Annotated in this window: 22 protein-coding genes and 1 riboswitch; of the genes, 9 read left to right on the plus strand and 13 right to left on the minus strand. The window is 62.1% G+C overall.

Going from position 1 to position 26,196, the window contains the following annotated elements:
• Positions 1-132: 132 nt before the first annotated feature.
• The 5 genes from JNB71_RS04360 to JNB71_RS04380 all read right to left on the minus strand — a co-directional run bounded on the left by JNB71_RS04360 (position 133) and on the right by JNB71_RS04380 (position 6,654).
• Positions 133-1,278 carry an iron-containing alcohol dehydrogenase gene (locus JNB71_RS04360; protein ID WP_220370585.1) on the minus strand — a complete coding sequence of 382 codons (1,146 nt, stop codon included), beginning with the start codon at positions 1,276-1,278 and terminating at the stop codon, positions 133-135.
• Between the two features lie 3 nt (positions 1,279-1,281).
• Entirely contained in the window at positions 1,282-2,661 is a 1,380-nt protein-coding gene (locus tag JNB71_RS04365) for an aldehyde dehydrogenase family protein (protein ID WP_220370586.1), read from the minus strand.
• 91 nt (positions 2,662-2,752) lie between these two features.
• Positions 2,753-4,123: a glutamine synthetase family protein gene (locus JNB71_RS04370; RefSeq protein WP_220370587.1), complete on the minus strand. Its 1,371-nt coding sequence runs from the start codon at positions 4,121-4,123 to the stop codon at positions 2,753-2,755.
• Positions 4,124-4,225: 102 nt separating this feature from the next.
• Positions 4,226-5,773 (minus strand): amino acid permease, encoded by a 1,548-nt coding sequence (locus JNB71_RS04375; RefSeq protein ID WP_220370588.1) that lies wholly within the window; start codon positions 5,771-5,773, stop codon positions 4,226-4,228.
• A 113-nt stretch (positions 5,774-5,886) separates the two neighbouring features.
• Positions 5,887-6,654 carry an N-formylglutamate amidohydrolase gene (locus tag JNB71_RS04380; protein WP_220370589.1) on the minus strand — a complete coding sequence of 256 codons (768 nt, stop codon included), beginning with the start codon at positions 6,652-6,654 and terminating at the stop codon, positions 5,887-5,889.
• Positions 6,655-6,862: 208 nt separating this feature from the next.
• Between JNB71_RS04380 and JNB71_RS04385 the strand changes: the two genes are divergently transcribed.
• The 6 genes from JNB71_RS04385 (at position 6,863) to JNB71_RS04410 (ending at position 12,732) form a co-directional block, all read left to right on the plus strand.
• Positions 6,863-7,741, plus strand: coding sequence for a MurR/RpiR family transcriptional regulator (locus tag JNB71_RS04385; RefSeq protein ID WP_220370590.1), 879 nt, complete (start codon positions 6,863-6,865; stop codon positions 7,739-7,741).
• A 241-nt stretch (positions 7,742-7,982) separates the two neighbouring features.
• Positions 7,983-9,086, plus strand: coding sequence for an ABC transporter substrate-binding protein (locus JNB71_RS04390; RefSeq protein ID WP_220370591.1), 1,104 nt, complete (start codon positions 7,983-7,985; stop codon positions 9,084-9,086).
• Positions 9,087-9,158: 72 nt separating this feature from the next.
• Positions 9,159-10,031 carry an ABC transporter permease gene (locus JNB71_RS04395; RefSeq protein WP_220370592.1) on the plus strand — a complete coding sequence of 291 codons (873 nt, stop codon included), beginning with the start codon at positions 9,159-9,161 and terminating at the stop codon, positions 10,029-10,031.
• Positions 10,028-10,816 carry an ABC transporter permease gene (locus JNB71_RS04400; RefSeq protein ID WP_220370593.1) on the plus strand — a complete coding sequence of 263 codons (789 nt, stop codon included), beginning with the start codon at positions 10,028-10,030 and terminating at the stop codon, positions 10,814-10,816. The genes JNB71_RS04395 and JNB71_RS04400 overlap by 4 nt, the downstream gene beginning before the upstream one ends.
• Positions 10,817-10,830: 14 nt before the next feature.
• Positions 10,831-11,892 (plus strand): ABC transporter ATP-binding protein, encoded by a 1,062-nt coding sequence (locus tag JNB71_RS04405; RefSeq protein ID WP_220370594.1) that lies wholly within the window; start codon positions 10,831-10,833, stop codon positions 11,890-11,892.
• 121 nt (positions 11,893-12,013) lie between these two features.
• Positions 12,014-12,164, plus strand: a riboswitch (FMN riboswitch).
• Between the two features lie 94 nt (positions 12,165-12,258).
• Positions 12,259-12,732, plus strand: a complete 474-nt coding sequence (locus JNB71_RS04410) for a 6,7-dimethyl-8-ribityllumazine synthase (RefSeq protein WP_220370595.1) — start codon at positions 12,259-12,261, stop codon at positions 12,730-12,732.
• Between the two features lie 84 nt (positions 12,733-12,816).
• On the opposite strand, the gene JNB71_RS04415 is transcribed toward JNB71_RS04410, so the two are convergent.
• The 7 genes from JNB71_RS04415 to JNB71_RS04445 form a co-directional block, all read right to left on the minus strand.
• A complete protein-coding gene (locus tag JNB71_RS04415) occupies positions 12,817-13,623 on the minus strand; it encodes a class I SAM-dependent methyltransferase (protein ID WP_220370596.1) in 807 nt (268 codons plus the stop codon).
• Between the two features lie 80 nt (positions 13,624-13,703).
• Complete coding sequence (locus tag JNB71_RS04420) at positions 13,704-15,365, minus strand: urocanate hydratase (RefSeq protein ID WP_220370597.1); 1,662 nt, start codon at positions 15,363-15,365, stop codon at positions 13,704-13,706.
• Between the two features lie 69 nt (positions 15,366-15,434).
• Positions 15,435-15,764, minus strand: coding sequence for a TfoX/Sxy family protein (locus JNB71_RS04425; protein ID WP_220370598.1), 330 nt, complete (start codon positions 15,762-15,764; stop codon positions 15,435-15,437).
• A gap of 11 nt (positions 15,765-15,775) precedes the next feature.
• Positions 15,776-16,873 (minus strand): DUF917 domain-containing protein, encoded by a 1,098-nt coding sequence (locus tag JNB71_RS04430; RefSeq protein WP_220370599.1) that lies wholly within the window; start codon positions 16,871-16,873, stop codon positions 15,776-15,778.
• On the minus strand, positions 16,873-18,141 hold the full coding sequence (locus tag JNB71_RS04435; RefSeq protein ID WP_222857152.1) for a Zn-dependent hydrolase: 1,269 nt from the start codon (positions 18,139-18,141) through the stop codon (positions 16,873-16,875). Before JNB71_RS04435 ends, JNB71_RS04430 begins: the two co-directional genes overlap by 1 nt.
• On the minus strand, positions 18,141-19,520 hold the full coding sequence (locus JNB71_RS04440; RefSeq protein WP_220370600.1) for a dihydroorotase: 1,380 nt from the start codon (positions 19,518-19,520) through the stop codon (positions 18,141-18,143). The genes JNB71_RS04435 and JNB71_RS04440 overlap by 1 nt, the downstream gene beginning before the upstream one ends.
• A 12-nt stretch (positions 19,521-19,532) precedes the next feature.
• Positions 19,533-21,071, minus strand: coding sequence for an aromatic amino acid lyase (locus JNB71_RS04445; protein WP_220370601.1), 1,539 nt, complete (start codon positions 21,069-21,071; stop codon positions 19,533-19,535).
• 138 nt (positions 21,072-21,209) lie between these two features.
• Here JNB71_RS04445 and JNB71_RS04450 point away from each other — a divergent pair, with 138 nt between their 5' ends.
• Complete coding sequence (locus JNB71_RS04450) at positions 21,210-22,409, plus strand: LysR family transcriptional regulator (protein WP_220370602.1); 1,200 nt, start codon at positions 21,210-21,212, stop codon at positions 22,407-22,409.
• A gap of 50 nt (positions 22,410-22,459) precedes the next feature.
• Here JNB71_RS04450 and JNB71_RS04455 read toward each other — a convergent pair whose 3' ends face one another.
• On the minus strand, positions 22,460-23,431 hold the full coding sequence (locus JNB71_RS04455; RefSeq protein WP_220370603.1) for a GlxA family transcriptional regulator: 972 nt from the start codon (positions 23,429-23,431) through the stop codon (positions 22,460-22,462).
• A gap of 111 nt (positions 23,432-23,542) precedes the next feature.
• Between JNB71_RS04455 and JNB71_RS04460 the strand changes: the two genes are divergently transcribed.
• Both JNB71_RS04460 and JNB71_RS04465 read left to right on the plus strand, forming a co-directional pair.
• Positions 23,543-24,445: a 3-keto-5-aminohexanoate cleavage protein gene (locus JNB71_RS04460; protein WP_220370604.1), complete on the plus strand. Its 903-nt coding sequence runs from the start codon at positions 23,543-23,545 to the stop codon at positions 24,443-24,445.
• A gap of 235 nt (positions 24,446-24,680) precedes the next feature.
• Positions 24,681-26,171 (plus strand): carnitine 3-dehydrogenase, encoded by a 1,491-nt coding sequence (locus JNB71_RS04465; protein ID WP_220370605.1) that lies wholly within the window; start codon positions 24,681-24,683, stop codon positions 26,169-26,171.
• Positions 26,172-26,196: the final 25 nt, after the last annotated feature.

A 26,196-nucleotide genomic window follows, 5' to 3' on the forward strand; every position in this document is an offset into this window, starting at 1 on the left:
GCAAATCAGGGTTAACGAACGGCAAACAAATTATTAGCCGGAAAACAAAAAACGGAGCGACCGCCGGGATCGCTCCGTGTAAATGTGACGACGGATCGGCGGGGCCATTTGAAAAAGGCGACCCGCCTGCGGTCAGATGCACTCCTGGAAGAGCTGCTTTGCGGCATCGAGTGTCAGTTCGACCGGATTGCCGCCCGCCGTCGGATCGACGATGGCCATTGCAGCCATCTCGTCGATGCGATCCGTGCCGACGCCGAGCGCAGACAGCTTGTCGGGCACGCCCAGCTCTTCGCGCAGCTTCAGGACGTAGTCGTAGAAGCCGTCGAAACCGCCGGAAATGCCGAGATAGGCGGCGGCCATGCCGATCTTGTCCTCGATGGCAGGGCGGTTGAAACGCAGCACAGGCGGCATGACGACGGCATTGGTCATGCCGTGATGGGTGTTGTAGATCGCGCCGACCGGATGCGACAGCGAGTGGATGGCTCCGAGCCCCTTCTGGAAGGCGACGGCGCCCATGGCGGCCGCACTCATCATATGGGCGCGGGCCTCGATATCAGTTCCGTCCTTGTAGGCGCGCGGCAGATACTCCTTGACCAGCCGCAGGCCTTCAAGCGCGATACCGGCTGACATCGGATGATAGAACGGCGAGGAATAGGCTTCCAGGCAATGGGCAAAGGCATCCATGCCGGTACCGGCGGTGATCACCTTCGGCATGCCGACCGTCAGTTCCGGGTCGCAGATCGTCACCGCCGGCAGGAACTTCGGATGAAAGATCACCTTCTTCGTGTGGGTCTGCGAATTGGTGATGACCGAGGCGCGGCCGACCTCGGAGCCGGTCCCTGCAGTCGTCGGCACGGCGATGATCGGTGCAATGCCATCGACGCTGGCGCGCGTCCACCAGTCGCCGATATCCTCGAAGTCCCAGACAGGCCGGGTCTGCCCCGCCATGAAGGCGACGCACTTGCCGAGATCGAGCCCTGAGCCGCCACCGAAGGCGATGACGCCGTCATGACCACCGTCCTTGAAGGCCTTGACGCCGGCGGCGAGGTTGACGTCGGTCGGGTTGGAATCAACCTCGCTGAACAGCGCCCGGCCGAGCCCGGCCGCATCAAGGATATCGAGCGCGTTCTGGGTGATCGGCATCGGTGCAAGGCCCCGGTCGGTGATCAGCAGCGGTTTCTTGATACCGAGCGCCTTGCAATGATCGGCGAGTTCCTTGATCCGCCCTGCCCCGAACTTGATGGCGGTCGGATAGCTCCAGTTGGCTGTGATGGTCATCGCTTAGGCTTTCTTCAGATGGTAGGATTTCGGACGGGTCAGGTTCTGGAAACCGATGACCGACAGCGAGCCGCCACGGCCCGTTTCCTTGACGCCGGTCCAGCAGAGCGCCGGATCAAGATAATCGGCGCGGTTCATGAAGACGGTGCCGGTTTCAAGCTCATTGCCGATCCGGGCGGCGCGTTCGGAGTCCTTCGTCCATAGCGACACTGTGAGCCCGTACTTGCAGTCATTCATCAAAGCCAGCGCTTCTTCGTCATTCTTCACCTTCATGATGCCGACGACCGGGCCGAAGCTTTCTTCCGTCATCACCTTCATGGAGTGATCGACATCGACAAGCACCTGCGGCGCAAGATAGGCACCGCCGTCATCCTGCGGGAACAGCTTCGGATCGACCAGCGCCCTGGCACCCTTGGCAACGGCCTCGGCCGTCTGGGCGCGGACTTCGGCGGCAAAGCGCTTATGCGCCATCGGTCCAAGCGAGGTCTCCTGCTCGAGCGGATTGCCAAGCTTGTAGGAAGATGCGAAGGCGACGGCCTTTTCAACGAAATCGTCGTAGAGGTTCTCGTTCACGTAGATGCGCTCGATGCCGCAGCAGCACTGCCCGGAATTGAACATTGCCCCATCCATCAGCGTATCGACAGCAGCGTCGAGATCTGCGTCATCCATGACATAGCCCGGATCCTTGCCACCGAGTTCGAGGCCAAGACCCGTAAACGTACCGGCGGCGGCGCGCTCGATCGACCGGCCACCTTCGACGGAGCCCGTGAAATTGATGAAATCGAAGCTCTTGGCCGCGATCAGTGCTGAAGTCGTCTGATGGTCGAGGAAGATGTTCTGGAAGACATCTTCGGGAACGCCGGCCTCGACGAAGGCGCGCACCATCCGCTCGCCAACTAGGATCGTCTGACTGGCATGCTTGAGGATGACGGCATTGCCCGCCATCAGCGCGGGCGCGACCGTGTTGATCGCCGTCATGTACGGATAGTTCCAAGGCGCGATGACGAAGACGACACCATGCGCGACGCGCTCGATGCGGCGCTCGAAGCTGGCACTGTCCTCTACGACGATAGGCGCCAGTGCATCGGCAGCGATGGAGGCGACATAGTTCGACCGCTCATTGAAGCCGCGGAACTCGCCGCCGTAGCGCACCGGCCGGCCCATCTGCCAGGCAAGTTCGGGCACGACCTCGTCAACCATCTCGTTGAGCCGCGCCACGCCGGCAAGGACGAGCTTGACCCGATCCTCGATCGGCCGTTTCGCCCAGCCTTTCTGGGCGGCGCGCGCGCGGGCTACCGCAGCTGAAGCGGTAGCCGCATCGACCGCGGGGCGCTCAGCGTAAACCTCCCCGTTCACCGGGGAAATGCATTGGATCATGGTCATGATCGTTTTCCTGTTCTGTCGTCAAAATTTGCGATCCGGCACCGGTCGTTCGGACAGATGTCGGATCGAAGTCCGTTGTTGAATGATGGCGTTACGCCCGCTCGAACCCACGCGCAACTTCCCAATCGGTCACGCGGCGATCATATTCCTCCTGCTCCCATTCGGCAGCGCGAGTGTAGTGCTCGATCACCTCCTCGCCGAAAGCGTCGAGCAGCATCTTCGAGGAGTTCATGGCCCTTGTCGCATCGCGCAACGTGCCGGGGATTTCGCGGATGTTCTTGCCGCCATAGGCATCGCCGACGAAGGGCGGCTCCAGTTCGAGCTGGCCCTCGATGCCGGCAATGCCGGCGGCGATCAGCGCTGCCATGGCGAGATAGGGATTGAGATCGGAGCCGCCCACGCGACACTCGATGCGGATCGCCTTGGTACCCTCGCCGCAGAGCCGGTATCCGGCGGTACGGTTGTCCTTGCTCCAGACGGCCTTGGTCGGCGCGAAGGTGCCGGCCATGAAGCGCTTGTAGGAATTGATGTAGGGCGCGAGAAAATAGGTGATCTCGCTCGCATGCGTCAGCAGGCCGGCAACGTAGTGGCGCATCGTGTCCGACATGCCGTATTTGGCTTCCTTGTCGAAGAACCGCGACGTCTTGCCGTCAAGGCTCCAGAGCGACTGATGAATATGTGACGACGAGCCGGCGGCATGGTAGTTCCATTTGGCCAGGAAGGTGATCGCCTTGCCGCGCGACCAGGCGATTTCCTTGCAGCCGTTCTTGATGATGACGTGCCGGTCGGCCATCGTCAGCGCGTCGGCATAGCGGACGTTGATTTCCTCCTGGCCGGCGGACGCCTCGCCCTTGGAGTTTTCCACCGGGATGCCGGCGCCCTGCAGGCCGTTGCGGATCGCCCGCATCACATCCTCTTCCTTGGTCGTCTGGAAGATGTGGTAGTCCTCGTTGTAACCGCTGACCAGCTTCAGGTCGCGGTAACCGCTTTCGCGCGCGTCGTCATAGCTCTGGTCGAACAGGAAGAATTCGAGCTCGGTCGCCATGTAGGCCTTCAGGCCCATGGCCTCGAGCCGGGCGATCTGCCGCTTGAGGATGGCACGCGGCGAATGCGGCACTTCCTTGTGGGTGTGGTGATCGAGCATGTCGCAGAGAACCAGCGCCGTGCCTTCGAGCCAGGGAATGCGGCGAAGCGTCGAGAGATCAGGCTTCATCGTATAGTCGCCGTAGCCCGCTTCCCAGCTGGTCGACTTGTAGCCGGACACCGTGTCCATCTCCATGTCCGTCGCCAGCAGGTAGTTGCAGCTATGGGTCTCTTCCCAGGCGCTGTCGACGAAGAACTGCGCATGAAAACGCTTGCCCATCAGGCGTCCCTGCATGTCCACCTGGCACGCCAGAACCGTATCGATGCGGCCTTCGGCGACATCTTTCTTCAATTCCTCAAACGAATAGCTCGCGCTCATTGCAAAAATCCCGTGCTTGATCGAATGGAGCAGTCAGGCGCTCCATTTGCTGGATGTCTGGCGGAAGCCGCGCAAAGGCGGCCCCCGCACTATCTCACCAGTTCATTTTTCCCCAACCGCCTTCTCGGCGGCGGCGATCACGGCGGCGCGGCGCGCAACCTCTTCGCCGATCGGCGGACCCTTGAAACGGCGCGTTTCGAAGCCGAACCAGACAATGGCCGTGACGATCAGGAAGCCGACGGTGATGTAGAGCGCCCAATCGTTTGGCGGTTGGATACCAAGCACGAAGATCAGAACCATCGCTATGATCGACAAGACGGCAAAGAGCTTGAACATGCCCTCACCGAGGTTCCACGGCCCCATCTTGTCCCACTTTGACGTCCCCCAGGCGAAAAGGCCAAGTGTGATCGGGATCGCAAAGGAGAAGAACAGGAAGATGACGGTGCAGGAAACGACGATCGTATAGACCGGCGTTTCGCCAATCGAAACGAGCGACGAGCCCCAGACGAAAAGCACGGAGAGGATCGAGCCGGTCCAGATCGCCGCAACCGGCGTGCGATAGGTAGGGCTGACCTTTGCGAGAGCCTTCGATGCAGGCAACCCGCCGTCACGCGAAAAGGCGAAGATCATGCGTGAGACCGACGTTACGGTCGCCAGACCGCACAGCCATTGACTGACGAAGATCGCAAGATAGAGGATGTCCTTGACAAGCGGATGGACCTGAGCATCCATCGCCCAGAAGAACACGTTCCAGCCCTGCTTGGCGGCTTCGTCCATGTTCGGGATCATCAGCACGAAGCTGCACAGCATGACGTAGCCGAACAGAGCCGACCACAACACCGAGGACACCATCCCCTTGGGAACGGAAACCGCTGCCTTGACCGTCTCTTCCGACGTATGCGCCGAAGCATCATACCCGGTGATCGTGTAGATCGGCAAAAGCAGGCCAAGCAGGAAAACCCAGGTGCCCGAGGTTGCCGGCCATACGTTACCGCCGGTTTCACCGGAGTAGTTGGAGAACGTAAAAAGGCGGCCTACCTCGTAGCTGTCGGCGGCGACCAGGCATGTAAGGGCAAGAAGGATCGCGGTGGCGAAGATCAGGTAACCGGAGAAGTCCGTGAGCTTGGCGGTGAGGCCGATGCCCATGTGGTTCACGATCGCCTGAAGGCCGGTGATGATCACCAGGAAGACGAGACGAACGGTCATGGAATCTTCAAGACCGAGATACGGCGTTCCGAAGGATCCCATGAAGAAATAATAGGTGCCGACGTTGATTGCGCCGAGCACGGTGACAAGACCCAGGAGATTGAACCATGCGGTCAGCCAGCCGGTGAAGCGGTTGCCGAGGATCGAGCCCCAGTGATAGAGGCCGCCCGCCGTCGGATAGGCCGAACTGATCTGTGCCATGGCAACCGCGAAGACGAGCGATATGAAGCAGCCCAGCGGCCAGCCGATACCGATCGCGGCACCACCCGCTCCCGACGTCGCCTGCGCGAGCGAGTTGATGCCGCCCGAAAGAATGCAGATGATCGAGAAGGATACGGCAAAGTTGGAAAACGAGCTCATGCGCCGCTCAAGTTCCTGCGCATAGCCCATCGAATGGAGGACTTTCATGTCCTCATGCTTGTCTGTGTCAGTATAGTTCGACATTTTTTTCCCCTGTATCGACCAGCCCTCCGGCGGTATTGCCGGCCGGCTGAAGTGCCAGCGTCCATGGAAGCCCATGGACCAGTCTCCGCGGACATGCCGCTCCCCAGGTCTTTTTATTGCGACAGTGACGCCAGGCTTTCGCCCAGCAGGCCCGTCAGATAATCGGCCATGACCCTTTGACCGATTTCATCCGAAACGAGATCGTTGCGGATCTCGATCATTACGTTGAGCAGGCCGTTCTTCAAGCCATGCTCAATGAGTGTATGCGTGACGCCGTCGGCCGGCCCATAAGGCTCGTTGCGACGGGTATCGTAGCGTTTCGTGTTTTCGGCGGCCGCCAGCATACAGTCGGCCAGCCTTTTGTCCGTATCGTGCAGGATACCGACTTCGACCTCGCGCTGCCTGCCGTGATAGACCGGCGTGAAGGTGTGCATGGTCACCAGCACCGGTGGTCTGCCGCTCACCTTGCGCGCAGCGATGAAATCCGCCAGCTCGTCGCGGAACGGCAGATAGAGCGCCTCCGTCCGCGCCCGGCGCTCGGCTGCGGAAATCGCAGCATTGCCGGGTATCTCGAAGACCTCGCTGACGGGCGGCATGGCAGCTTGCGCTTCCGGCGGGCGATTGCAATCATAGACCAGACGCGAAAACCGCTGATAGATCAGCGTCGCATCAAGGCTTTTCACCAGAAGCTCGGACACGGCCAGCGCACCAGGATCCCAGGCGATATGGCTGGACAGGGCCGCGGGTGACAGGCCAAGCGTGCCCATTCTCTGCGGAAGACGGGGGGACGCGTGCTCGCACACCAGCAGAAACGGGCTCGACGCCTGCAAATTTTCCACTGCGACAGGCGACCCCTCCGCCTCGGTCAAAAGCTTCATCAAATGCGATTTCCTTTTCAGTTGCCTTCAGGCCTGAAAGCAGGCCCGGTGAAAAGGGCCGCAGCATTCGTTAATGAAAAGAATTCTTCACGACTTCACCCGTGTCAACCGAAAACTGAAACGATCTCTTCAAAAAACCCATTGACTCCAATTGTGACAGCGATGTTTACTCTGTCACAAAGCCGGCAAAGACCGGCTCAGGGGATCGATATTGACAAGCTCTGAAGGCACTGTGACGGTGTCAGATGTGATCAACGCCCATTATTCCGTGCTGACGCGCGCGGAAAAGCAGTTGGCGGCGACGCTTCTCGACAATTACCCGGTCTCCGGGCTCGGCAGCATCACGACCGTTGCCGAGAATGCAGGCGTGTCGACGCCGACAGTTGCCCGCATGGTGCAGAAGCTCGGCTTCCGCGGATTTCCCGATTTCCAGCAGCGACTCCACCAGGAACTCGAAGCGACGATTTCCAACCCGATCAGCAAGCACGACCGCTGGGCCGCCAACGCGCCGGGCGCGCATATACTCAACCGTTTCGCCGACACAACGATAAACAACCTGCGCGCCACCCTCGCCCAGCTCGAGACGGCAGAGTTCGACGGTGCGGCCGCGATGATTGCCGACCGCAAGCGCAATATCTATCTGGTCGGCGGCCGCATCACCGGCGCGCTGGCCGATTATTTCTTTACACATCTGCAGGTCATCCGCTCCGGCGTGACCCGGATCGCCGCCAATTCCAGTTCCTGGCCGCACTACGTGCTCGACATGAGGAAGGGCGACGTCCTGATCCTGTTCGATATCCGCCGCTACGAGCAGGAAATGGAAACGCTCGCGCGCATTGCCCGCGACCGCGGCGTCGAAATCATTCTGTTCACCGACCAGTGGGGCTCTCCCGTCGCCAAGTCGGCACGACGTGTTTTCCGCATCCATATCGAGGCGCCATCCGCCTGGGACAGTTCGGTCATCATCCTGTTTGCCGTCGAGGCGCTGATCGAGGCCGTGCAGAGTTCCATCTGGGACGAGACGCGCGACCGCATGAAAACGCTCGAGAACCTGTTCGATTCAACACGGCTTTTTCGCAGGCCGCTTTAGGAGGAGCATGAGAGACAGAACGCAGCGCCAAACCTGACGAAGGATGTCGCGAACCGCAATTCGATAGGTGCTATAATTGCCGCCTGTATCCGGGCGGGTTCAAATTTTGAAAATAAAATGAAGGTGTTCCGGCTGCGAATGTCCTGTCGCAAAGGGAACATTGCCTGTCACATAAGCTTCATCGGACCCCAGTATCAGCTTCCACCGAAGCTGCTGACATAACCACAAGAGGAGAAGACCAGTGATTTCACATATGCGCCGCTTGCTTTCGCTTTCGACCGCCATGGTCGTGGCATCGACCGCCATCGCCGCTGCCGAGCCGAGCGCCGAACTGATTGCCGCTGCCAAGGCAGAAGGCACGCTCACCACGATCGCCCTGCCCCACGACTGGTGCGGCTACGGCGGCGTCATCGAGGGCTTCAAGGCCAAGTACGGCCTGACCGTCAACGAACTCAACCCGGACGCCGGTTCGGGCGATGAAATCGAAGCCATCAAGGCCAACAAGGACAACAAGGGCGACCAGGCCCCCGACGTGATCGACGTCGGCCTTTCCTTCGGCCCGTCGGCAAAGGCTGAAAAGCTGATCCAGCCCTACAAGGTCGAAACCTGGGACACGATCCCGGACACTGCAAAGGACGCTGAAGGCTACTGGTACGGCGACTATTACGGCGTCATGTCCTTCGAAGTGAACAAGGACATCGTCAAGGAAAGCCCGAAGGACTGGGCCGACCTTTTGAAGCCGGAATATGCCAACATGGTCGCTCTTGCCGGTGACCCGCGAACCGCTAACCAGGCCATCTCCGGCGTTTTCGCGGCCGGCCTTTCCGCTGCTGGCGGCGACGTCGCCAAGGCCGGCGAAGCAGGCCTTGCCTTCTTCAAGGAACTGAACGCGAAGGGCAACTTCGTCCCCGTCATCGGCAAGTCCGCTCCGCTGGCCCAGGGCACGACGCCGATCATCCTGCGCTGGGACTACAACGCGCTTGCCGACCGTGACACGCTTGCCGGCAACCCGCCGGTCGACGTCGTCGTCCCGGCTTCCGGCGTTGTCGCCGGCGTCTACGTCCAGGCGATCTCCGCCTATGCGCCGCACCCGAACGCCGCCAAGCTCTGGATGGAATACCTCTATTCCGACGAAGGTCAGCTCGGCTGGTTGAAGGGCTATTGCCACCCGATCCGCTTCAACGACCTCGCCAAGAACGGCAAGATCCCGCAGGAGCTGCTCGACAAGCTGCCGCCGGCTGCTGCCTATGAAAAGGCCGTGTTCCCGACGCTGGAAGAACAGGAAGCCTACAAGGAAGTCATCACCAAGGGCTGGGACACCGTCGTCGGCGCCAACGTCCAGTAAGACTGCCGCATCAAGGCCTTCCCGCGACCGCGCGGGAAGGCTGCTTTTCAATTTTCACCAAACGGTTTCCGGATGAGCGCCAAACAGGCCATTGATTTTAGGAAGACGGCCATTGACTGGCTTGGCATACTGCCTTTTCTGCTTTTTGCAGTGATGTTCCTGATCGCACCGACGCTCTACCTGGTCACGGGCGCGTTTCTCAATCCGGCCGGCGAGTTCACCTTTGATAACATTTCCGGACTCTTCACCGACAAGATCCTGGCCTCTTACTGGATTTCGATAAGGGTCAGCCTGGCGTCGTCGCTGGGCGGCGCGTTCATCGGCTTCTTTCTCGCATGGGCCGTGGTGCTCGGCGGCCTGCCCTCCTGGATCCGCTCCTCGCTTCTGACCTTTTCGGGCGTCGCCTCCAATTTCGCCGGCGTGCCGCTCGCCTTCGCCTTCCTTGCCACGCTCGGCCGCACGGGCCTGGTGACGTTGCTCCTGCGCGACTGGTTCGGCATCAATCTCTATGCCACCGGCTTCAACCTGTTGAGCTTCATCGGCCTGACCATCACCTATATGTACTTCCAGATCCCGTTGATGGTGCTGATCATCACGCCGGCACTTGACGGCTTGAAGAAGGAATGGCGGGAAGCGGCCGAAATCCTCGGCGCGACCAATACGCAATACTGGATGAAGGTGGCGCTGCCGATCCTCTTCCCGAGCATTCTCGGCACGACGCTGCTGCTGTTCGCCAACGCCTTCGGCGCCATCGCCACGGCCTACTCGCTGACCGGTTCAACCTTCAACATCGTGCCGATCCAGCTTTACGCCCAGATCCGTGGCGACGTCCTGCACAATCCGAACCTCGGCTATGCGCTGGCGCTCGGCATGATCGTCATAACCGGCATTTCCAACCTCATCTACATCTGGCTCCGCATGCGCGCCGAACGGTGGCAGAAATGAAGACACAAAAGATCGGCGCCTGGATCGCTGTCCTTTTCGGCGCCTCCTATTTCATCATCCCCTTGATCGCGACGTTCGAATTTTCGCTGCGGATGCGTCGTGGCGAATATTCCTTCGACGCCTACCGCTCGGTGTTCGCCGACGTCCAGTTCCGCGAATCCTTCAGCTATTCGATCGTGATGGCCATACTGACCATCGTCTTCGGCGTCCTGCTCGTCGTGCCGACGGCCTATTGGGTTCGCCTGCGCCTGCCGCAGATGCGTCCCTTCGTCGAGTTCATCACGCTGATGCCCCTCGTCATCCCGGCCATCGTGATCGTCTTCGGCTATCTCCGGCTCTACAATTCGTCGTCGTTCATTCCTTTCACCGGCTCCGCGCGCGGCACCGACCTGCTCCTGATGTTCTCATTCATGACGCTGTCGCTGCCCTATATGTACCGCTCGGTCGACACAGCCATGCGCACCATCGACGTCGCAACGCTGACGGAAGCGGCCCAGAGCCTCGGAGCATCCTGGCCGACCATCATGTTCAAATGCATTTTTCCGAACGTGATGAGCGGCGTTCTGTCCGGCGCCTTCATCACCTTCGCCATCGTCATTGGCGAATTCACCATGCCGTCGCTGCTCAACCGCCCGGCTTTCGGTCCTTATCTGCAGCTGATCGGCGCCAACCGCGCCTATGAGCCGCCGGCACTTGCGATCATCGCTTTTGCCATCACCTGGGCTTCGATGGCGCTGTTGCAGCTTGTCTCCCGTTTCAGCAAATCGGCTCCTTCCAAGCCCTGAGGTATTGATCGTCCATGTCCTTTCTTGAACTCTCCGGCATTCAGAAGAGCTTTGGTCCTGTACAGGTCGTCCATGATTTCGACATGACGATCGAGAAAGGCGAGTTCGTCTCCTTTCTCGGCCCTTCCGGCTGCGGCAAAACGACGGTTCTTCGGATGATCGCAGGTTTCGAAACGCCAAGCGGCGGGACGATCAGGATCAACGGCAAGAACCAGGAAAGCCTCAAGCCCAACCAGCGCAATATCGGCATGGTCTTCCAGGCTTATGCGCTCTTCCCCAACATGACAGTGCACGACAACGTCGCGTTCGGCCTGAAGATCGCCGGCATGAACAAGGCGGCTGTCGACGCGCGCGTCAAGGAAATGCTGGGGCTCATTCATCTCGGCCACCTCGCCGATCGCTTCCCCTATCAGATGTCCGGCGGCCAGCAGCAGCGCGTTGCCCTTGCCCGGGCGCTGGCACCGAAGCCGCAGGTGCTTTTGCTCGACGAGCCGCTGTCGGCCCTTGACGCCAAGATCCGCGTCTCCCTGCGCGAAGAAATCCGCATGATCCAGCAACAGCTCGGCATCACCACGGTCTTCGTGACCCACGACCAGGAAGAGGCGCTGTCGATCTCCGACCGCATCGTCGTCATGAACAGCGGCCGTGCTGACCAGATCGGCACGCCATTCGACATCTACAACAAGCCGGCCACCCGCTTCGTCGCCTCCTTCGTCGGTACGCTGAACCTGATCGAAGCGACGGTCGTCGACCCTGCCTCCAACCGCATCTCCATCGGCGACCAGGCCATCACGCTGCGTGAGCCTCTCGGCCCGGTCAAGGCGGGCGACACGGTCTCGCTGGCGTTGCGGCCCGAAGCGGGCTCGATCGCGGAAAGCGCCAAGGGAGATACGGCGCTGACCGGCCAGGTCGTTTCCAGCAACTTCCTCGGCTCAGTTATCCGCACGCGCATGAAGGTCGGTGACCCGGTGATCTCCTTCGACATGTTCAACGCGCCGGGCCTCAGCCCGCCGGCCGTCGGCGACGTCGTCACGCTGCGCTTCACCGCGAGCGATCTGCTGATCATCCGCGAGTAGCACCTGATCCGCAAAAATATGTTTCGGGCGACAGTTTGATTGGAAAAATCTGTCGCCTTTTTCGTCGCACGCGTCGCACCCTGCGTTTGACGCCCGCCAGCCAGTCCTTATAGTCGGTCTCGCACGTTCTCAGGGCGGGGTGAAACTCCCCACCGGCGGTAACGGGACGAAATTCCCGGAGCCCGCGAGCGCTTCATACGTCCGTATGAAGGTCAGCAGATCCGGTTGAATTCCGGAGCCGACGGTTAAAGTCCGGATGAAAGAGAGCAAGCAGATCGGGGTTTCCTTCCAAGGGATCACCGTGTCTGCGTGTTCGCCCAAGGGGATCATTGAAAAATGGCTCAACCCTTGAAAGGCCAGACTGACATGACAATCGCTTCCCACCCCACCCAGAAGATCGCCATCATCCGTGCGCGCTGGCACGCCGATATCGTCGATCAATGCGTCAATTCCTTCGTCGCCCATTGGGAAAAGCTTGGCGGCAAGCACTCGGACGTCGAAATCTTCGATGTGCCCGGCGCGCTCGAAATTCCGCTGCATGCGCAGACGCTCGCCAAAACCGGCCGCTTCTCGGCGATCATCGGCTCGGCATTCGTCGTCGACGGCGGCATCTACCGCCACGATTTCGTCGCCGGCACTGTTCTTGACGGCATGATGCGGGTACAGCTCGACACCGGCGTACCCGTCCTGTCCACCGTCCTCACGCCGCACAATTTCCAGGAATCGGAAGCCCATATCCGCTTTTTCCGCGATCACTTCGTCATCAAGGGTGTGGAAGCCGCCAACGCCTGCTCGCAGATCCTGCAGGCGCGCGCCCAGCTGGCGCTCGCAAACACCTGATGGGTGGCGGCGCGGCGTCCACAACGGATACCGCGCCGCAACCCATCGCGACGCGGCGCGGTGGTCGTCCCGAAAGACGGCCCTTCAGGCGGAGGGGACGATGCCCCGACAGGCCCAGGCAACGGCTGCAAATGACCTTGGTCCATCGGGCTCGCCCGCCTCATAGGCGTCACGCACAGCGGCATCAATTGCTGTGCGCCGCGCAGGGGCCAGGGCAGCGACATACTTGCCCAAAGGCCCCTCGCCGGCGGCGATGGGCTCCCAGTAATCGTCAAACGATTGGTAGTCCATGCGGATCACCAGCGATGCCTGCTCCACCTCCAGCAGCCCGTTTTCGATGAAGCTCTGCTTCATTTCGCCCGGCCGCATCATCGGCTGGAAACAATACGACCTCCGCAATTGGCGCGCGTTTTCGTCCAGCATGGCCACTGTGTCGACCATCATCCGCATGCCCGGCATACCGCCAAGATGGTCCCAGACCGCGGCTGCGACCACTCCGCCCGGCCGCACGACGCGCCGCATTTCGGAGACCGCCTTTCCCGCCTCGGGTACGAAGTGCAGAACCAGAAGCGAAAGCGCCCGATCGAAGTAACCGTCCGGAAACGGAAGGGCGCACGCATCGGCTTGCTGGATAGTGATCCGCGGATCGGCGTTGCGTCGGTTCGCTTCGGCGACAAAGACAGGCGAATAGTCGATCGCCGCGATCTCTCTGACATTGGCGGCTTGCGGCAGCGCAAATGTCAGGCTGCCGGTCCCGCACCCGACGTCGAGGACGCGTTCGCCATCCGCCAGGCCTGCAAAGTCGATCAGTAGAGGCGCGAGTTGCCGGCTCCAGCGCCCCATGAGTTGCTCATAGCCCGCCGCACTGTGGACATTGAAACTCGACGTCATGGCCGTGTCCTCCAGGCGGACATGCTAACGCCTGGCATGTTCATTGCCAAGGCGCGACGACCGGCCAGACTGTTCTCGCGCTACGCCAAGCCGATATACCCGATCCCCTTCTTCTCGATCTCGTCCAGCGACGCTTCATAGCCCGCATCCGCATAGCGGATGACACCGAGCGACGTATCATTCGTCAGCGCGTGGCTCAACCTTTCCGCTCCGCTCTCCGTGCCGTCAGCCACGACAGTCACGCCGCAGCTGGTCATATAGCCAGCGTAACCACCGCCGCCCGAATGGACGACGACGAGGTCGGCCATGGAGGAGCAGAGCAGCATCGCATCGAGCAACGGCCAGTCGGCGATGGCATCCGATCCGTCCTTCATCCGCTCCGTCATGATGTTGGGATGGGCCATCGCGCCGGCGTCGAGGTGATCGCGGGAGAAGGCGATCGGGCCCTTGAGCTCGCCGGATGCCACCAGCGCGTTGACAGCAAGCGCCAGTTCGGTGCGTTCACCATGACCGAGCCAGGCGATGCGGGCGGGCAGGCCTTCGAAGGGCACGTTTTCCCTTGCCAAGCGGATCCAGTTGGTAACGATCTTGTTGTCCGGGAACATCGTGAGGAGCAGGTCGTCGATGCGGGCAATGTCGCTCTCCTCGCCCGACAGCGCCATCCAGCGAAACGGGCCGATGGCGCGGGCAAACAGCGGGCGCAGGTAGGCTTCGGTGAAGATGCGGATGTCGAAAGCGTTCGCAACACCGCCCTCACGCGCCTGCGTCCGGATCAGGTTGCCGTTGTCGAAAACCTCCGCGCCCCGCGCCTGAAATTCCAGCATGGCCTTGACGTGATCGACGATCGAGGCGCGGCTGGCGGCCATCAGTTGCCCCTGCCCCTCGACCCGCAGGCGCTTCACCTCGTCGAGGCTCATGCCCTTCGGCACGTAGCCGTAGACGAGGTCGTGGGCGGATGTCTGGTCGGTGACTATGTCGGGGACGATGCCGCGTCTGGCGATTTCCGGATAGAGGGCTGCTGCATTGCCGACGAGGCCGATCGAGGTGGCCCGCTTCTCCTTGACCGCCTCACCGATCATCGCGAGCGCCGTATCAAGATCCGGCGCGACATGTTCGAGATAGCCGACCGCCTTGCGCTTTTCGGCCCTCACGGGGTCGATGTCGATGCAGAGGATCGCCGCGCCAGCCATCCGGCCGGCCAGCGGCTGAGCGCCGCCCATGCCGCCGAGACCGGCGGTCAGGATGAAGCGGCCGGCGAGATCGCCGCCGAACCGGTTTTCGGCGATGCGCATGAAGATTTCATAGGTGCCCTGGATGACGCCCTGGCTGCCGATATATTGCCAGGCACCCGCCGTCAGCCCGCCCCAGCAAATCAGCCCCTGCCGCTCCAGTTCATAAAACACCTCGGCCTTCGCCCATTGGCCGACGATGTTGCAATTGGCCATGATGACGAGCGGCGCCTTCGCATGGGTCTTCAAGAGCCCAACCGGCTTGCCGGACTGGATAACCAGCGTCTGATCCTCGTCCATTTCGATCAGCGCCTTGACGATCGCCTTGTGGGCGGCCCAGTTGCGTGCGGCCTTGCCGAGCGCGGCATAGACGATCAGATTGTCCGGATCCTCGCCGACCGACAGCACGTTTTCCAGAAGCCGCAGCAACGCCTCCTGCCGCCAGCCCTTGGCGCGCAGTTCGGGGCCACCGGGGATGGGAAAGTTCGGGTGACGTGGGTTGGCTTTGGGCATTGTCGGCTTCCTTCTCAATCTGCAGTCATGTGGCTCTCCACGCCACTCCGTGGAGAGCGCTAGCGGCAGTCACTTCGCCGGCAGCGAAAGAACATGGGCGAGCGCCGCATCGAGCAGGCGCTTGCGCAGGGCGTCGTCGCCGAAAGCCGCCGGGCCAGCGCGCACCCAGCCATTCATCGGACGATCCCCCATCACCATGAGTTCGATGCCGGGGTGTGCCAGTGCCCAGCCGTCATTGCCCTTGCCGAGCCGCACAAGCATGCCGTCGTTGCGCGCGCCGCAAAGAAGATTGCCATCGAGGAGGAAGGCAAGACCGCCGAACATCGGCTTCTCGGAAAGTCCGGGCCGTTCGCCAAGCTCCTGCCTGATCAGTTCCTCGAGACCCGCGTCGCGCGCCATTGCACATTCTCCTATATCTGGCCGGACAGGGCGTAGTGCGCGATGTCGATGCCCATCGCCTTCTCCACCGGCGGATAGACGGATGGATCAAGCACGCTGGAGGCTAGCGGGATGACCTTCTTCGGCACATGCAGCACGAAGATCTTCATGCCGACCTGCAACTGACCGACGCTCAAGGGTTCGCCATCCGGCGACAACGTCGTGATCACGTCCGGGAAGGTTGCCAGCCGCGCACCGCCGGCATTCTCCACCGCCATATATTCGTTCATGATGTGGAGTACCGTAGAGTCATCGCCCTTCCCGAGCGTCACCGTGCCGATATCGAAGGCTTCCCTGGTGTAGGCGACCGACTTGTCGGTGATCGTTCCTTCCGCGAGGATCGCGCCGTTTGTCGTCTTGACGATCGCATCGATGACGGCACTGCCGCCCCTGGCTTCCGCAGCGATGATCGCCTCACCCAGAGTCAAGGCGAGCGAGATGCCCCCGAGCGCTGCATTGGCCTTGACGTAGGACGCCCGCACAGGATTTCGCGCCGACGCGATGAAGCCGCCCGACATGTCTGAGGCAGTGCGCAGGATCGGCGAAACCTTGGCTGTCGCGCCGCGTACGACAAGTTCGATATAGCGGTTTTCCTCGCGATTGCCGCCGACGGCCGTCTGGATCATCGGCTCGGGCGAGCCGGCAAGACCGATCGATCCCATGTCGCCGGTCGGATGCGCGCGGATATCGCCGACGGCATCGACGACCTTGGTGCCGAGGATCGCCGAAGGCAGCCAGCCGTTCAGCGTCGACGACTTGCCGTTCTGGCCGACGATCAGACCGGCGATCTTTTCGCCCAGCGCCTCCTGCAGCAGTTGCACCGCCTTGACATAATCCACGCCGCGCATTTCCCAGGGCGTGGTCGAGGCCGGCGCACCGATCGCAGCGGCGGTCGCCACCCAGTCGTTCACGTCGAGTTCATCGATCGAGACCAGCTCCGGCTTGCCGATCGACACCGCCGCATAGCCGAGCATGCGGCCGTGATCGGCCCATCCGCCGCCGCCGGCCGCATAGACCGAGCCACCCTTGACCGCCGCCTCGACGTCCTTTTCTGTGAGTATCCGGCCCATCAGCGCGTTCCCTGTAAATCCACGTCGAGTTTCCTGACGGCCTCGAACAGGACCGCCGCACCGAGCGTGATGTCGTCATTGTCGGCCCATTCGTCCGGCGTGTGCGATCGGCCGTCGCGGCAGGCGATAAAGATCATCGCCGCCCTTGAAATCCGCGCCATCCAGGCCGTGTCGTGACCGGCACCGGAGGCCATGCGGCGATGTCTTGCGCCGACACGGTCGCAGGCCGCTTCCATATTGCGCAGCACCAGCGGATCGGCGGGGGTCGGGAAATTGTCAGAGATCAGCTTCGGTGAGGCGATTGATACGCCGGTATCGCGCTGGATATCGACGGCAAGCTGGTCGATCTCGGCAATGAAGCGCTCCATGTCGGACCGCAGTTCCGCCCGCGCATCGATCAAAAGCCGGGCTCGGGACGGCACGACATTGGCCGCGTTCGGCTCGATCGAAAATTCGCCGACGGTCGCGGTGAAATGCCCCCCGCCCTTGGAAAATTCCGTTCCGAGGCGTGCGACGTCCCCGACCATCCTGGCCGCCGCCGTCAGCGCGTCGCGCCTGCGCCCCATCGGCGTCGTGCCGGCATGATCGGCCTGGCCCTCGAACAGGATTTCGATCCGGCTGACACCGGCGATGGCGGTCACGATTCCCACGTCGCAGCGTTCGGCTTCGAGCACCGGCCCCTGCTCGATATGCAGTTCCAGAAATGCCTTGATGTCCGATCGTTTCTGCTGGGCCAACCGAGACGGGTCGCCGCCGGCGTCGATTATGCCTTGGAGCAGCGTCAATTCGCCATGAGCGCGGCTCAGCCATTCGTCGGGGATCAGCCCCGCCATGCCGCGGCTGCCGATGCAGGAAACCCCGAACACCGAGACTTCTTCGGCCAGGAAATCGACGACCTCAAGATCGTGGTCGAGCCGGATGCCGGCATCGCTCAGCGCTTGCGCGACTTCAAGCGCTGCTGCCACGCCGGCGATGCCGTCGAACCGCCCGCCTTCCGGCACTGTGTCCGAATGCGAGCCGAGCATGATCGTGCCGAGGCCCGACTTGCGCCCTTTCCGGCGGCCAATGAGATTGCCGGACGCGTCGATCCGTGTTTCGAGACCGGCGGCTTTGAAGCGCTGCTCCAGAAAGGCGCGCCCCTCCAGAAAGAGCGGAGTGAAGGCGCGCCGCGTATAGGGTCGGTCCGGTTCGGTGATCCGCGCCAGCCCCTTGATGATGTCGGCGATGCGGCGGGCATCGACCGGCAGATTGGTTTCGATTACGGCCATTACACGGCCTCGCGCAACGGCAAGCTCCGCAGCGGCCGGACGAACATACCGGAGCCGGGTGCGGCGAGTACGGACTTTCCGTCAAAGACAAGCGTGCCGCGATTGTAGGTGGCAGCCACGCGCCATGGGAGCCGAATGCCGTTATACGGCGACCAGCCGACGACGTTGTTGCCGCTTGCCGCCGCGTCGTAGGTGTAGGGTTCCGGCGTCAGCACGGCGATATCTGCATCCTTGCCGACCTGAAGAGCTCCCTTGCAATGATCGAGCCGGAAATGCCGGGCGGGATTGAGCGCCATCAATTCCGCTGCACGGGTCAGCGGAATGCCACGCTCCAGCGCGCCCTTGACGAACAGCGGGACCATCACTTCCAGCCCCGGCACGCCGGAGGCATTGGCCAGCATATCCGGATTGGTCTTGCGGTTTTCCGACCAGCTGACGTGGTCGGTCGAGACCAGCGTCACCGTGCCATCGGCCACATGCCGCCAGAGCTTTTCCACCTCGGCGCGCGGCCGGATCGGCGGATTGATCTTCGCCTTGCCGCCAAGCCGTTTTACGTCGTTCTCCTCGTCGAGGACGAGATAGTGAATGCAGCACTCGATCGTCGCGCGGTATCCTTGCGCCCGGTAGGCGGCAGCGATCTCGTAGCCGCGGCCGACCGAACAATGCACCACATGGGCCGGGCAGCCCGTCGCGGCCCCCGTCTCATAGATCTGATTGGTGGCGAGCAGTTCGGTCAGCGGCGGTCGCGACAGGCCGTGCGCCCGGTAGTCGGTAATCCCGGCTGCCTTGACCTTGGCGATCGCCGCCCGCACCGCTTCGTCATCCTCGTTATGGACGCCTGCCGCGAGCCCGGTCGGCGCGATGGCGCGAAAGCAATCTTCCAGCAACCCGGCGGGAATGCGCGGAAAGCGCTTCGGATCCGTGCCGAAAGTCGAGAACTTGAAGGCGGCGACGCCGGCCTCGACCATTTCGCCAATTCTCGCCGGGCCTTCCTCCGGATCGATCGTGCCGTAAAGCGCAAGATCGACGCGCGCCTGCGCACCGGCATGGTCGATCTTGCGCTTCACCGCCTCCGCCGAGCAGACGAGATTGCCCTCGTCATAGGGCATGTCGACGATCGTCGTCACGCCACCGGCAGCGGCAGAGCGTGTCGACCAGATGAAATCCTCCTGATCCCTCTGGCTCAGCGAATGCACCTGCGCATCGATTGCGCCGGGCAGGATCAGTGCCTGCCCGAGATCATGGCGTTCGCGCGCGGCGGGCATCGCGCCTTGTCCGACAAAGGCGATTTTGCCGTCACGCACCGCCACATGTCCGCCCTCGACGACGCGGTCGGCAAGCACCACCGTGCCTTTGAGAACGAGGTCGAAATCTGACATCTCAATTCCCTTTCATCTGCCGAGCGCGAAGAAATCATCGAACTCCGGCATCGGCGCCATTTCGACAAGGGTGTGCAGCAAGTCCTCTGACGCAAACTCGCGGTGCAGGGCCTCGATCTCCTTCGAGAGGGGGCGATCCTTCAGGTAGATCGTGCTCAGCGTGCGAACGCGATCATAGGCGACCTGCGTCACGCCTTGAGGCTTGTCACCGAGCAGATCGATCGCCTGTGCCGACAGCAGTGCCTCGATCGCCGCCATCTGGCGCAGATCGCGCACTTGCGTCTCCATGCGCTCGACGATCAGCGGCAGGAAGGTCGCTTCCTCTTCGAGACCACCGGCAACGACGATCGACTGCGCCGACAGCGGCACGGCCATCGACTGGACGCGCATATAGAGCTCGACCACCAGTTTCATCAGCGGACCGAGACCGCTCGCCACCTCGCCGGGGGCGACCAGATTGATCGGCAGGTTTCGCCGCACGCCGTTCGAGAGCAGGATGCAACGGTTCAGCATGTTGCGCGCCACATGAGAAAAGGCGATCTGCGCCGTCTCGATATAAAGCGTGGTCGTCAGCGGCAGCGAGGCACCCGAGGAATGCACCTGGCCGCCAAGCACCACCGGATTGTCGTCGGACAAATAGGTTGCATCGACCAGCCGCTCGGCCGCGACGAGCAGTGTATCGACAACCGCCCCGAACACCTGCGCAGTCATGCGCAGGCTCAAGGGGTCGTGAATCGCCGTCGGCAATGGCCAGTCCACGACGTTCGATTGGCCGTATAGCCAGGAGCCGACCAAGGCTTCGCCGCGCGTCGAAAGCGTCGCGGCAACCCGCCACGGATCGGCGGAAGCCCCCAATGACAGGGACGACATCAAGCCGGTCGCCATCGCAACCCGAACGGCGGAAGCCGCCTCGCGCAAGACGTCGGCCGCCGCTGCAAAAGCCGTGGCATTGACACTCAGCGAAGCCAGCGCATCACGGGGCTGCATGATGAAGGGTTCAAGCCCGGCGCGGCTGAGCGCTTCGGAGGCGGGCAGCAACTCGCCACGGAAAAATGCCTCGCCGGTCCCGGTCAAAACGGAGGCCACCTGCCCCATCAGGCCGATATCGGCGCAACCGATCGAACCATGCCGATGGACGGCGGGGACGACGCCCCGTTCCAAAAGGTCAAGGAATGCCTTGATGAGTTCGACGCTACAGCCGGTATGGCCACCAAGTGCCGTATTGATGCGGATGGCGATGGCCTTGCGGACGATGGCCGCAGAAAACAGTTCGCCCGTGCCGAAATGGTGGGCCTTGACGAGCGCGGCGTTGAATTCGACGAGGTCATCGACGGTCCATAAACGGTCCTTCATCGAGCCGACGCCGGTGTTTGCGCCATAGACCGGCAAACCCATGGCGAGACGATCGGCAATCACAGCATGCGCCGCGTCCACCCGCGCGAAAGACTGCTCGGCCACCATCGGCACATAGAGCCCCGACCCGATCTTCGCCAGTGCGGCGAAGTCGAGCGGATTACCAGTCAGGACGATGGTTCTCACCGATGCGTGCATGCTTTGACTCACGTTTGATGCCGCATATGCTATGCCCAATCTCCTCGAATGCGATATATCCCAAAAACCGAACATGAGATAGGAAGAACCGAACACCCGCTTTCATCCCGCGCATTCTTCAACCGAGACACACCGGCCATGGATATCGCCACTCTGTCCCTCGTTCATGCGATCCTCGAGGAAAAAGGAATTCGCCGCGCGGCGAAGGCCGGTAACCGACCGGTCTCAAGCGTCAGCGCCGCGTTGAAGCGTTTCGAAGCCGCAATTGCCGTACCGCTCGTCAGGCGCGAGGGAGGCATCCTGGTGCCAACGCTGGAGGCGCAAAGCCGGATGCAGGACCTTGCGGCCGCAAACCGGGCGATCCAGTTGCTGCTTTCGCCGGCCGGCCCCTTGAACACGGTCCCATCCATCAGCCTGACCGCGCTCGAGCGCTTCGTTAGCGTCGCACGCAGCGGCAGCATACGCGGCGGCGCCAAAACAGCTGGCACCGGCCAGCCGCAATTGACCCGGCAGATGGCCGATCTTGAACGAGACCTCGGTTATGATCTGCTCATTCGTTCCCCGTCGGGTATCGCCTGTACGGCAGAGGGTCTGGCTGCGATGCCAATCGCCGAAAGCCTGCTCGATATCTGGCAGCGACTTTCGCGCGCATCCGGCGATCGCTTCCGTCGGACGGCCGCGACATGGCGCCTCGGCTCGGTCATGCCGCTTGGGCCGGAGAGCGAGATCGCCCGCATGCTGGCAGTGCTCACGGCGGAATGGCGCCGCACCCATCCCCGACAGCCGCTGTTCATTTCCAGCACCACCGCCGACGAGTTGATCGCCGGCTTGAAAAGCCGCCGGTTCGACGTCGTGCTGCTTGATCTCGAAACCTTCCCTGCGGAGTTCGAAGGCAGGCTGATCTCGCGCGCGCCGCTTGCCCTGACCGGACACGCTTCTCTCTTCGACCGGCACGGCGCGGATCTGCATGCACTGCTACAGTCCAATCCGATCGCCGTTCCCAGCCGGAAAAGCGGGCTGCGTCAGCAGGCCGAACAATTCATTGGCGAGACGCTCGGCGTACACGAACGCAGTCGGCTGGCGATAACCGAGGTCGATTCCATCCCCGTCATCCTCAACCTGGTGATGAACCACGGGTATCTCTCGGTCCTTCCGGAAAGCTCCACGGCGCGCGTGCGAAACGCCCCTGCGATGCGCCGGCTGGGGTCTGGCTACATGCAGAACCTTTGCCTCGTCTGGCAGAAGAACGCGCTGTCGCGGCAGGCTGGAGAAGCGATGCTGGCGACGATGCTGGCGCTCGATGAATCGGAACCTGCGGACCACGCCGCAATTCCTTGAATCGACTCCGGAATCGAGCGCAACCTGAATCGGCGCATGAAGGGATTGAATCACTTCTTGAGCTTCAGGCGCCTGCGCGTTTCGCTCGGACTTTCGCGATAGTGGGCCCGGTAGCTGCGGGAAAAGGCCGAGGATGAATTGAAGCCCGTGGCGGCGGCGATGTCGGCAAAATCGGCACGCGTCTCGATGACCTTGCGCCGCGCCGCGTTAAGCCTCAGCGCCAGGTAGTGCGCATGCGGCGCGACGCCCATCGTTTCCTGGAACAGGTCCTGCAGATGGCGGGCGCTGACGCCGACCCTCCTGGCGAGACGGGTAAGCGTCAGCGGCGCATCCACCGTCTCCTCCATCAGCTTGACGGCCGTGCCGACGCGTGCGTCGAGAATCCGCATATTGCCGATCGCCGGCACCTGCAGGAGGTCGCCGCGCGTGCGCTCCTGCTCGTAGATGAACAGCCGCGACACCTCCAGTGCCAGCGAATAGCTGTGCTGGCGACGGATCAATTCCAGCATCAGGTCGAGCGTCGGCAGCGAGCCGCCGGTGGTGATGCGTTTGCCGTCGATGACGAAGCGCTCGTGCACCATCGTGATCTGCGGATAGGCGGCAGTAAAATCCTCGAAATCCTCCCAGTGGGTCGTGGCCGAATAATTGTCGAGCAGGCTGGTTTCGGCCAACATCCACGAGCCTGACTCGATGCCGGCCATCACTTCGCGATATCGGGCCGTCTGGGAAAGCTGCATGCGCAGATGCGACGTCGTATAGGCCTGCCAGTTATAGCTCGACAGGACGAAAAGCGGTGCGGTTTCCTTCTGCGGCCGAAAGGGACCAGCCACCGGGATCGGGATGCCGCTCTTGGTCTCGATCGCCTTGCCATCCGGACTGAAGATCTCCCAGTCGTAGAGCGCCTTTCCGGCAATGCGGTTTGCGGCGCGCAAGGGTTCGATCACCGAGGCGACCAGGATCAGATTGGTCTCAGGCAACACGAGCAGGTCTATATGCTGAGTTTCGTTCCTCGGAGCAAGCATTCGTCCATCTCCGGCTTTTGGTTCTGTAAATGTATAATACACATCCGAAAAGGGAAAGCAGCGCACTCATTCTTGGCTCGTAATGCACGACAGGAACAAGGGAGGCTTTTTATGCCGCTAAGCATGAACCGCGACGTTTTCATCACCTGTGCCGTGACCGGCTCCGGCGACACCGTTTCCAAATCATCGCATGTGCCGATCACGCCGAAGCAGATCGCCGATGCCGCCATCGAGGCCGCCAAGGCTGGCGCCGCAGTTGCCCATTGCCATGTCCGCGATCCCGAAACGGGCGCCGCCGCCCGTCGCCTCGATCTCTACAAGGAAGTGACCGACCGTATCCGCTCGGCCGATGTCGACGTGGTGCTGAACCTCACCGCCGGCATGGGCGGCGACCTGATCTTCGGCAATGTCGAAAGCCCGCTGCCGCTCAACCCGCGGGGCACCGACATGGCCGGCGCCACCGAGCGCGTCGCCCACGTCGCCGAATGCCGGCCGGAAATCTGCACGCTCGACTGCGGCACGATGAACTTCTCGCTCGGCGACTACGTCATGACCAACACGCCGTCGATGCTGCGCGAAATGGCCCGCCAGATGACGGGGCTGGGCGTGCGCCCGGAAATCGAAGCCTTCGACACCGGTCACCTCTGGTTCGCCAAGCAACTCGTCGAGGAAGGCCTGATCGAGGATCCGGTTCTCATCCAGCTCTGCATGGGTATCCCGTGGGGCGCGCCAGACGACCTCAACACCTTCATGGCCATGGTCAACAACGTGCCGGACAACTGGACCTTCTCCGCCTTCTCCATCGGCCGCAACGCGCTTGCCTATCCGGCAGCAGCGGTGCTTGCCGGCGGCAATGTCCGTGTCGGCCTCGAGGACAATCTTTATGTCGCCAAGGGTCAGCTCGCCACCAATGGCCAGCTCGTCGAAAAAGCCGTGAGCGTCATCGAAGGCATGGGCGCGCGGGTGATCGGCCCCGCGGAAGTGCGGGAAAAGCTGAAACTGGTGAAGAGATAGCGCAGAGCTTGCCGCAACGGCCCCCTCATCCGCCCTTCGGGCACCTTCTCCCCGCCGGGGAGAAGAGGGTGTGCGGGGCACGCGCTTCGCACGCAATCAGCACCGCGCCTGAGGCGCGATGCCAAGACGGACAAATCGGCGGTCTCCCTCTTCTCCCCAACGGGGAGAAGGCGGCCCGAAGGGCCCGGATGAGGGGGAACCGCGAATGCAGAACTCACGAGGGAACGCACAAATCATGACCAAAATCACCAAGGCGGCCTGTATCGGCGGCGGCGTTATCGGCGGGGCCTGGGCGGCGCGCTTCATTCTGGCGGGCGTCGACGTCAACATGTTTGATCCGCATCCGGAGGCAAAGCGCATCATCGGCGAGGTCATGGCCAATGCCGAAAGGGCCTATGCCATGCTGACCATGGCACCGCTGCCGAAGAAGGGCGCGCTCACCTTTTGCAACAGCATTGAAGAGGCGGTGCAAAACGCGGAATGGATTCAGGAAAGCGTCCCGGAACGGCTTGCGCTGAAGCGCGGCGTTCTCACCGAGATAGACGCGGCCGCTTCCCCCGATGCGCTGATCGGCTCCTCCACCTCCGGCCTGATGCCGTCCGACCTGCAAGCCGAAATGAAACACCCTGAGCGCATGTTTGTCGCGCATCCCTACAACCCCGTCTACCTCTTGCCGCTGGTGGAACTCGTCGGCGGCAAGAAGACCTCGAAGGAAACGATCGCCCGCGCCGGCGTCGCCGTCGAACAGATCGGCATGAAGGGCGTCGTCATCGCCAAGGAGATCGAGGCCTTCGTCGGCGACCGCCTGCTGGAAGCGCTGTGGCGCGAAGCCCTCTGGCTCATCCAGGACGATATCTGCGATACCGAAACGCTCGACAACGTCATGCGCTATTCCTTCGGCATGCGCTGGGCCCAGATGGGCCTGTTCGAGACCTACCGTATCGCCGGCGGCGAAGCCGGCATGCGCCACTTCCTTGCCCAGTTCGGCCCCTGCCTGAAATGGCCCTGGACGAAATTCACCGATGTCGTCGATCTTGACGACGCCCTGGTCGAGAAGATCGGCGCCCAGTCGGATGAGCAGGCGGCCGGACGCTCGATCCGCGAACTGGAACGCATCCGCGACGAAAATCTCGTCGGCATCATGCATGCGCTGAAGAGCGGCGACGGCGGCAAGGGCTGGGGTGCCGGCAAGCTGCTCGCGGAATTCGAGCAGCGGCTTTGGGCCAACGCAGAAAAGCCGCAGGCCGATCCGGGCCAAGCCGAACCCATTCGCATCCTCGACACCAAGGTCAATGCCGCCTGGGTCGACTATAACGGCCACATGACCGAGCACCGCTATCTGCAGGTCTTCGGCGACACATCCGATGGCCTGCTGCGCCTCATCGGTGTCGATCTCGACTATGTCAAAAACGGCCACAGCTACTACACCGTCGAAACGCATATCCGCAATCTCGGAGAAGCCCGGCTCGGCGACGCGTTGTACTCGACCTGCCAGATCCTGTCGCATGACGAAAAGCGCCTGCACATCTTCTCGACCATCTACAACGCGGCATCCAGCGAGCCTGTCGCGACGGCCGAGCAGATGCTGCTGCATGTGGACAGCAAGGCGAGCAAGGCCGTCCCAGCACTGCCCGAAGTCATTGGCAAGGTGAAGGCGATTGCTGAGGCGCATGCGACTTTGCCGAAGCCCGAGGGTGTCGGGAGGTCGGTCGGGCAGAGACGATAAGGTCGAGACAGGGGCTGCCCCTCAT

This window comes from Rhizobium herbae (genome assembly GCF_019511375.1).
GTDB classification, from domain to species: Bacteria; Pseudomonadota; Alphaproteobacteria; order Rhizobiales; family Rhizobiaceae; genus Pararhizobium; species Pararhizobium herbae_A.